Annotated in this window: 11 protein-coding genes; all 11 read left to right on the forward strand. The window is 74.2% G+C overall.

Annotation, left to right across the window (positions count from 1 at the left end; genetic code table 11):
• The first annotated feature begins 69 nt into the window (after window positions 1-69).
• Complete coding sequence (locus BMY19_RS20800) at window positions 70-792, forward strand: SDR family NAD(P)-dependent oxidoreductase (protein WP_041372745.1); 723 nt, start codon at window positions 70-72, stop codon at window positions 790-792.
• Window positions 789-1,988 (forward strand): hypothetical protein, encoded by a 1,200-nt coding sequence (locus tag BMY19_RS20805; RefSeq protein WP_100252806.1) that lies wholly within the window; start codon window positions 789-791, stop codon window positions 1,986-1,988. The genes BMY19_RS20800 and BMY19_RS20805 overlap by 4 nt, the downstream gene beginning before the upstream one ends.
• Window positions 1,985-2,521: an NUDIX hydrolase gene (locus tag BMY19_RS20810; protein WP_100252807.1), complete on the forward strand. Its 537-nt coding sequence runs from the start codon at window positions 1,985-1,987 to the stop codon at window positions 2,519-2,521. The genes BMY19_RS20805 and BMY19_RS20810 overlap by 4 nt, the downstream gene beginning before the upstream one ends.
• Window positions 2,518-2,976: a TIGR02301 family protein gene (locus tag BMY19_RS20815; RefSeq protein WP_020093933.1), complete on the forward strand. Its 459-nt coding sequence runs from the start codon at window positions 2,518-2,520 to the stop codon at window positions 2,974-2,976. The genes BMY19_RS20810 and BMY19_RS20815 overlap by 4 nt, the downstream gene beginning before the upstream one ends.
• A gap of 159 nt (window positions 2,977-3,135) precedes the next feature.
• Window positions 3,136-3,390 (forward strand): hypothetical protein, encoded by a 255-nt coding sequence (locus BMY19_RS20820; RefSeq protein WP_012320917.1) that lies wholly within the window; start codon window positions 3,136-3,138, stop codon window positions 3,388-3,390.
• 101 nt (window positions 3,391-3,491) lie between these two features.
• Complete coding sequence (locus tag BMY19_RS20825; protein WP_100252808.1) at window positions 3,492-4,343, forward strand: CAF17-like 4Fe-4S cluster assembly/insertion protein YgfZ; 852 nt, start codon at window positions 3,492-3,494, stop codon at window positions 4,341-4,343.
• Window positions 4,344-4,473: 130 nt separating this feature from the next.
• Window positions 4,474-5,088, forward strand: a complete 615-nt coding sequence (locus tag BMY19_RS20830; RefSeq protein ID WP_100252809.1) for a DNA-3-methyladenine glycosylase I — start codon at window positions 4,474-4,476, stop codon at window positions 5,086-5,088.
• Between the two features lie 26 nt (window positions 5,089-5,114).
• Window positions 5,115-5,675 (forward strand): HD domain-containing protein, encoded by a 561-nt coding sequence (locus BMY19_RS20835; RefSeq protein WP_091979887.1) that lies wholly within the window; start codon window positions 5,115-5,117, stop codon window positions 5,673-5,675.
• Window positions 5,676-5,725: 50 nt separating this feature from the next.
• Window positions 5,726-6,238 (forward strand): tyrosine phosphatase family protein, encoded by a 513-nt coding sequence (locus BMY19_RS20840; RefSeq protein WP_100252810.1) that lies wholly within the window; start codon window positions 5,726-5,728, stop codon window positions 6,236-6,238.
• 139 nt (window positions 6,239-6,377) lie between these two features.
• Complete coding sequence (locus BMY19_RS20845) at window positions 6,378-6,638, forward strand: exodeoxyribonuclease VII small subunit (RefSeq protein WP_012320922.1); 261 nt, start codon at window positions 6,378-6,380, stop codon at window positions 6,636-6,638.
• Window positions 6,639-6,681: 43 nt separating this feature from the next.
• Window positions 6,682-7,722, forward strand: a 1,041-nt coding sequence (locus BMY19_RS20850; RefSeq protein WP_280141639.1) for a 1-deoxy-D-xylulose-5-phosphate synthase N-terminal domain-containing protein, incomplete at its 3' end; no start/stop codon positions are given.

The raw sequence follows: 7,722 nt of genomic DNA on the forward strand, positions 1-7,722 counted from the left end.
GGCGGCGATCCCTGAACGCCAGCGAGGCTTACGGCTTTGGCCCTCCCCGTCAACGAACGCCGGCGCATCATGCTGCTCACGGGCGCGAGCCGGGGCATCGGCCACGCCACCGTCAAGCGCTTCTCGGCCGCGGGCTGGCGCGTGATCACCTGCTCGCGCCACGCCTTCCCGGAGAACTGCCCCTGGGAGATGGGGCCCGAGGACCACCTGCAGGTCGACCTCGCCGACGCGCAGGACACGGTCCGCGCCGTCGAGGAGGTGCGGGGCCGGCTCGCCGCCGAGGGCGGGGTGCTGCACGCGCTGGTCAACAATGCCGGGATCTCGCCGAAGGGGCCGGAGGGCGAGCGCCTCGGCGCGCTGGCCACCGAGTTCGACACGTGGCAGCGGGTCTTCCAGGTCAACCTCTTCGCCACGATCCTGCTGGCCCGGGGCCTGCGCGAGGAACTGGCCCGGGCCAAGGGCTCGGTCGTCAACGTGACGTCGATCGCCGGCTCGCGCGTCCACCCCTTCGCGGGGGCGGCGTACGGCACCTCCAAGGCGGCGCTGGCGGGCCTGACCCGCGAGATGGCCGCCGATTTCGGGCCGCTCGGCGTGCGGGTGAACGCGATCTCGCCGGGCGAGATCGACACGTCGATCCTGTCGCCCGGCACCGAGAAGCTCGTCGAGCAGATCCCGCAGCGCCGGCTCGGCACGCCGGACGAGGTCGCCAAGGCGATCTACTTCCTGTGCACCGAGGCCTCCTCCTACGTGAACGGCGCCGAGCTCCACATCAACGGCGGCCAGCACGTTTGACCAGATCGGTCGCTTCCTGGGGCGCTTCCGCGCGCACGGCGTTACCGCGCCGGCACCCGGCGGCGCGCCGCGGGCGGGTCTCGCTCGTCCTGGGCCTCCTCGCGTGCGTCGCGCCCGTCGCGGGGGCGCGGGCCGAGCCCGGAATCCGGATCCTCGACCTGCCCTTCAAGGTGCGGGCGCTGCGCGGCTCGCGCAGCGAGGCCGCGGTCTCGGTGGCGACCTCCGGGCTCCTGCCGATCACCGGCGGCATGGCAGGGGCAAAAGCCGGCGCGCAGGGCGGTGGCCAGCAGACCGGCGACGAGGAGAGCGCGCCGATCGCCGTGGTCTGGGGCGACGACGGCGGCGCCGTGCTCGCCCTCGCGGAGGGCGGCGTCACCGTGCGGCCGATCGGTCGGGACGCGGTCGAGGGGCTGACCGCCGCCGAGACGCCGCGCGGGGCCCTGCGGGGCTCGCGCCGGGCCCTCTCGGGCCCCCTGAGCGCCTATCTCACCGGGCGCACCCGCGCCCCCGACGGCGGCGCGGCCGCCGCGGTGCTGACGATCCGCGAGCGCCAGCCGATGGCGGTGAGCACCGATCCGAAGCCCGTCCCCGTGGCCACCGTGACAGTGCCGGCGGGGGGCGAGGCCGTGTTCGCGCCGCTGCGGCCGCGCCTGCTGCGCCTCGGGGACCGCCCGGCGCTGCTGGCGGCGACGCTGTCCGGCGCGGATGCCGGTGGCCTCGTGCTGATCGACCGGCCCGCCGGCGATCCGGGCGCGGCCTGGGCCGTCGCCGCCCGCACGCCCGCCCAGCCGGGCCCACCCCTCAAGATCGCCGGCATCGCGGATTTCTCCGGATCGGGCGCCACCCAGGCCGCGACGGTCAGCGCCAAGGGCCGGCTCCAGCTCTGGACGCTGCGTCCCGACGCGATCGAGCCCGCCGGCGAGGCCGCGGGCTACGCGGCCGGCGACGGCGATTCGGATCTCGCCGTGACCGTTCCGGCCGGCGGCAGCCCCGAGCTCGTCCTGCCGGTGGCGGGCCGGCCGGAGATCGCCTTCGTGGCGGCCAAGGGCGGCCTGCGCGAGCGGGCGCGCGTGCCGCTGCCGGCCCCCGCGGAGACCGGCATCGTCGTCCTCGGCGAGGGCGCGGCGGCGCGGCTGCTCGTCGGCCTCGCCGACGGCCGGGTGGCCGTCGTGGCACCGGACGGGGGAAAGCCGTGACCGCGGGCGCGCCGGATCCCGACAGCCGGCTGTTCCCGGCCCGGCCCTTCGTGGGCGCGTCGATCGCGGTGATCCGCGGCGAGCGGGTCCTGCTGGCGGCGCGGGCCAACGAGCCGATGCGCGGCGTCTGGACCCTGCCGGGCGGCCTCGTGGAGGCGGGCGAGTCCCTGGCCGAGGCGGCCCTGCGCGAACTGTCCGAGGAGGTCGGCCTGCCCGCCGAGGTGATCGGCGTGCTCTCGCCCACGGAGATCATCGTCCGGGACGAGGCCGGCCGGGCCCGCCACCACTACGTCGTCCACCCGCACGCCGCCCTGTGGTGCGGCGGCGAGCCGGTGGCCGGGCCCGAAGCCCTGGGCACCCGGTGGGCGACGCTCGCGGAGGTCGCGACCCTTCCGACCACCCCCGGCTTGGTCGACACCCTGCGCGAGGCCTTCGCGCGGGTGGCGGCCCAGGGCATGGATGGAACCACGGACGGGAGCGCGGATCGGCGCGTGAATCGCGCGGGAATGCCGGGCGGGGAGCCGACGGCGTGAGGCGCCCCGCGACCCTCCTGTGCCTGCTGGCGCTCCTGGCAGGCCCGGTCTCCGCGCCGGCGCTGGCGCAGCAGCGCTCCGGCCGGAGCGGCGCGCCCGCCAAGGAAGCCGCGAAGGAGCCGTCCAAGGAGGCGCCCGCCCCCGCGGACGTGCCCGCGCCCTACGACCGCGACCTGCTGCGCATGTCCGAGATCATCGGGGCCCTGGCGTTCCTGCGGAACCTCTGCGCGGCCCCGGACGCGGCCGACTGGCCGGCCCGCATGAAGGCGCTGATCGACTCCGAGGGCGTGACACCGGCCCGCCGCGACCGGCTGGCCGGCGCCTACAACCGCGGCTATCGCGGCTACGCGCTGACCTACCGGGTCTGCACGCCCGCGGCCCACGAGGCGGCCGCACGGTACGTCGCGGAGGGCGACCGGCTGTCGCACGCTCTGGCCGGGCGTTTCGGGGGGTGATGCAGGTACAGCACACATACCGGCGATGCCGGCGAAACATCGGATTTGAGCGCTCGCGTTAACCGATCCGAAATTCTCGGCTGGCCGAGCCGCCGGGACCTGCTTATCATCCATTGCGTCCGCCGGGCCCCGTGTCCGGCGCAATGGAAGTATCCGGCCATGCAGCACAGCTCTCACACCGCCCCCATCGAGGTCGATGTCGAGGAGAAACGCGTCGCGCTGAGTTACGTCTCGGAAGCGTTCGCGGAAGGCTGCCTCGATGGTCTCGACGGTGACTGCATGGCCCAGGCCGCCCTGTTCGCGGCTTTTCAGGAACTCGTGACGACGTACGGCGAAGAAGCCACGGCCCGTTACGCGGAGGGATTCCCGGAGCGCATCCGCGGGGGCGCGTTCACCACGACGCTCCAGCATTGAGCAGGTGAGCGCGGACGGTTGAGGCGCGGGCGGTCAGCGACTACGTCCCGGGTCCGCGGTCCGGTCAGCCGGACCGTTCGCGCCCCGAGGAATCGCCACCCATGCCCGTCGCCCTGCTGCCGGACCGCGCCCTAGTCACCGTCACCGGACCGGACGCCACGACGCTGCTCCAGGGCGTCCTGACCTGCAACGTCGAGACGCTCCAGCCCGGCGAGGCGCGCCTCGGCGCCCTGCTCACGCCGCAGGGCAAGATCCTCTTCGATTTCCTGGTCTCGCGGATCCCCGACGGCTTCCGGTTCGACGTGCTGGCCGACAGGGCCGCGGACCTCGCCAAGCGCCTGACGCTCTATCGCCTGCGCGCGCAGGCGACCATCGCGGCCGACCCGACCGTCGCGGTCGCGGCGGCCTGGGCCGGCGCGGCCCCGCCCGCCGCGGAGGCGCTGGCCGATTCCCGCGCGGCCGATCTCGGCGCCCGTCTCTACGCCGAAGCGGGCGCCTTCTCGGCGGACGCCACCGAGGCCGACTACCACGCGCACCGGATCGCCCTCGGCGTGCCCGAGGGCGGACGCGACTTCGCCTTCGGCGACGCCTTCCCGCACGAGGCGCTGATGGATCAGCTCGGCGGCGTCGACTTCCGCAAGGGCTGCTACGTCGGCCAGGAGGTGGTCTCGCGGATGCAGCACCGCGGCACGGCCCGAACCCGCATCCTGGCGGCCGCCTACGCGGACGCCGCGCCCGCGCCCGGCACCGAGATCACCGCGGGCGGCAAGGTGCTCGGCACCACGGGCAGCGCCGCGGGGAACCGCGGCCTCGCCACGGTCCGCCTCGACCGACTGGGCGACGCGCTCGCCTCCGGCGAGACCCCGCGCGCGGGCGACCAGCCCGTGACGCTGACGCGCCCCGCCTGCGCGACCTTCGCCATGCCGGACGCGGCGGCGAGCGCGGCCGGGTAGGATCGCGACGCGCGGGATCGGTCCGCGTGACCGCGGCTCGTCTTGCCCCGGCGGAAAGGACCGTCGAGGTGGCCGTGCGGCCGCCGCCGCGACGGTGGCGTTCCGCTCCTGTTCTCGTTACCATCGCCGTATGTCCGAGACCGGCCTCATCGCCCATCCCGACGGCTGCCCACGCTGCTGGTGGGCCGGGCTCGACCCGCTCTACGTCGCCTATCACGACACCGAGTGGGGCGTGCCCGAGCATGACGGCCGCGCTCTCTACGAGAAGCTGATCCTCGACGGCTTCCAGGCTGGCCTGTCGTGGATCACCATCCTGCGCCGCCGGGACGGGTTCCGCGACGCCTTCGCGGCTTTCGATCCCGAGCGGATCGCCCGCTTCACCGAGGCGGACGTCGCGCGGCTGATGGCCGACACCCGCATCATCCGCAACCGCGCCAAGATCCAGGGCACCGTCGCGGGCGCCCGGGCGTGGCTGCGGATCGAGGAGCGCGGCCCCGGCTTCGCGCACTTCCTGTGGGACTTCGTCGACGGCCGGCCGGTCCAGGGCACGGCCCGGACCCGCGCGGAGATCGCCACCGAGACGCCGGTCTCCCGGGCGATCGGGAAGGCCCTGAAGGCCGAGGGCTTCTCCTTCTGCGGGCCGACCATCGTGCACGCGTTCATGCAGGCGGTGGGCATGGTCAACGATCACCTCGTCGGCTGCCACCGGCACGGGCCCTGCGCTGCGCTCGGCGGGTCCTGGTGAGCGCGCCGCCGCGCGCGTGGCAGCGCATGCTCTCTGGCCGCCGCCTCGACCTCCTCGACCCGGCGCCGGGGGACATCGAGATCGCCGACATCGCCCACGGCCTCGCCCGGGTCGCGCGCTGGAACGGCCAGACCCGCGGGCCGCACGTCTTCTCGGTGGCCCAGCACAGCCTGCTGGTCGAGGCGGTGGGCCGCCACCTCGCCCCCGGCTGCACCGACCGGGACGGGCTCGAGCTGCTCCTGCACGACGCGCCGGAATACGTGGTCGGGGACATCATCTCGCCGCTCAAGGCCGCCATCGGCGACGCCTATCGCGGCGTCGAGCTGCGCCTGCTCGCGGCGGTGCGCCGCCGCTTCGAGCTGGCCGCCCCCTCGCCCGCCCTCGCCCGGCTCGTTAAGCGGGCCGACCGGATCGCCGCCCACGCCGAGGCGGTGCGCCTCGCCGGCTTCGCGCCGGAGGAGGCCGAGCGCTATTTCGGCCCCTCGGTCGACCTGCCCGAGCCGGTGTCGGCCCTGGCCGGGCCGTGGCCGACCGCCGAGGCCGAGGCGCGATTCCTCGCGCGCTTCACCGCCCTGTCCCCGCCCTGACGGATCTTCGCCCTCGATCCGTCACGATCGCAGGTCACTGGCGCCCCACCATGCCGACCCTCCACGTCTGTCCGCTCTCGCGCCTGCCCGAGACCGTCGCCGCCACGGGCGCGAGCCACGTGCTCACGCTGATCAATGTCGGCACGCCGCTGGAGCGGCCGGCCGTGATCGACGCCGCGAACCACGCCATCATCTGGGTCAGCGACATCGCGGCGGCCCGGGACGGACACGTTTTGCCGGCTGAAGAACACGTGGCCCGGCTTCTCGACTTCGTCCGGACCTGGCCGCGGGAGAAGCCGCTGGTGATCCACTGCTACGCCGGGATCAGCCGCTCGACGGCGGCCGCCTACATCGCGGCCTGCGCGCTGGCGCCTGAGCGCGACGAGGCGGCGATCGCCGACGCCCTGCGGTCCGCCTCGCCCTCGGCGACGCCCAACGCCCTGTTCGTGGCGATCGCCGACCGAATGCTCGAACGCGACGGCCGCATGATCGCGGCGATCGCCCGCATCGGGCGCGGCGCCGACGCCTTCGAGGGCACGCCGTTCACCCTCGCGCTGGCGTGAACCGAACGCAGGTGCGAAGTGTGGCGCAAACGCCGCCGCGGCCGGCCAAAACGGTGCGGACCTGGCCGGCGGACTGGCCCCCAGGGTTGTGGCGACCGGGGATCGCGCCGTACAAACACCCCCAAAGGAAGTATCTGGGATGAGTGCGAGCAGACCCGAGGTGGCCCCCGCCGCCGGCGACCTGCCCTTCGAGAAGGCGCTGGAACAGCTCGAGGAAATCGTCCGCCGGCTCGAGCGCGGCGACGTGCCGCTCGACGAGTCGGTGGCGATCTACGAGCGCGGCGAGGTGCTGAAGAAGCATTGCGAGGCGCTGCTGAAGCGGGCCGAGGCGCGGATCCAGCGGATCACGCTGGGCTCCGACGGGCGGCCCGAGGGCGTCGCCCCGCTCGACATGTCCTGAGGCTCGGCGGTCGAACCGATCCCATCCGTTAGAGGTTGATGCCGTGGCGATTACCCCCGAGCAGAGTGCACTTCTCGACCGCGTTCCGTCGCCTTCGGCGCTGCGGCGCCTTCCGGAGTCGGAGCTGCAGGCGGTGGCGGACGCGGTGCGCGCCGAGATGATCGACGCGGTCTCGATCACCGGCGGCCATCTCGGCTCGGGGCTCGGCGTGGTCGAGCTGACCGTGGCGCTCCACCACGTGTTCGACACCCCCGACGACCGCATCGTCTGGGACGTCGGACACCAGTGCTACCCGCACAAGATCCTCACCGAGCGCCGCGACCGCATCCGGACCCTGCGCCAGGGCGGCGGCCTGTCCGGCTTCACCAAGCGCTCCGAGAGCGTCTACGACCCCTTCGGCGCCGCCCACTCCTCGACCTCGATCTCGGCCGCGCTGGGCATGGCGGTCGCCCGCGACCTCGACAACGCCGCCGCCAAGGCGAAGAACCGCCCGCTCAAGCGCCGCAACGCCATCGCGGTCATCGGCGACGGCTCGATGTCGGCCGGCATGGCCTACGAGGCCCTCAACAACGCCGGCGCCCTGCACTCGCGCCTGATCGTCATCCTCAACGACAACGACATGTCGATCGCGCCCCCCGTCGGCGCCATGTCGGCCTACCTCGCCCGCCTCGCCTCGGGCGGCGCCTACCAGTCCCTGCGCGAGACCGCCAAGCAGCTCGGCAAGCTCCTGCCCAAGGCGCTCTACCAGCGCGCGGCCGCGGCCGAGGAGTACGCCCGCTCGCTGGTGGTCGGCGGCGGCACCATGTTCGAGGAGATGGGCTTCCACTACGTCGGCCCGGTCGACGGGCACAACCTCGACCACCTGCTGCCGGTCCTCAAGAACGTCCGCGACGCCGAGCACGGCCCGATCCTGCTCCACGTCGTCACCCAGAAGGGCAAGGGCTACGCGCCGGCCGAGGCCTCGGCCGACCGCTACCACGGCGTGGTCAAGTTCGACGTGGTCTCAGGGGTCCAGGCCAAGGCCAAGCCGAACGCGCCGGCCTACACGCGGGTGTTCGGCGAGAGCCTGATCAAGGCGGCCGAC

This window comes from Methylobacterium sp. UNC300MFChir4.1, from assembly GCF_900110155.1.
In the GTDB taxonomy this organism is placed as follows: domain Bacteria; phylum Pseudomonadota; class Alphaproteobacteria; order Rhizobiales; family Beijerinckiaceae; genus Methylobacterium.

Coding starts and splice junctions, on each gene's coding strand:
- BMY19_RS20830 (WP_100252809.1), top strand. CDS start 4,474: ATGTCCGAGACCGGCCTCATCGCCCATCCCGACGGCTGCCCACGCTGC.
- BMY19_RS20835 (WP_091979887.1), top strand. CDS start 5,115: ATGCTCTCTGGCCGCCGCCTCGACCTCCTCGACCCGGCGCCGGGGGAC.
- BMY19_RS20845 (WP_012320922.1), top strand. CDS start 6,378: ATGAGTGCGAGCAGACCCGAGGTGGCCCCCGCCGCCGGCGACCTGCCC.
- BMY19_RS20840 (WP_100252810.1), top strand. CDS start 5,726: ATGCCGACCCTCCACGTCTGTCCGCTCTCGCGCCTGCCCGAGACCGTC.
- BMY19_RS20800 (WP_041372745.1), top strand. CDS start 70: ATGCTGCTCACGGGCGCGAGCCGGGGCATCGGCCACGCCACCGTCAAG.
- BMY19_RS20820 (WP_012320917.1), top strand. CDS start 3,136: ATGCAGCACAGCTCTCACACCGCCCCCATCGAGGTCGATGTCGAGGAG.
- BMY19_RS20825 (WP_100252808.1), top strand. CDS start 3,492: ATGCCCGTCGCCCTGCTGCCGGACCGCGCCCTAGTCACCGTCACCGGA.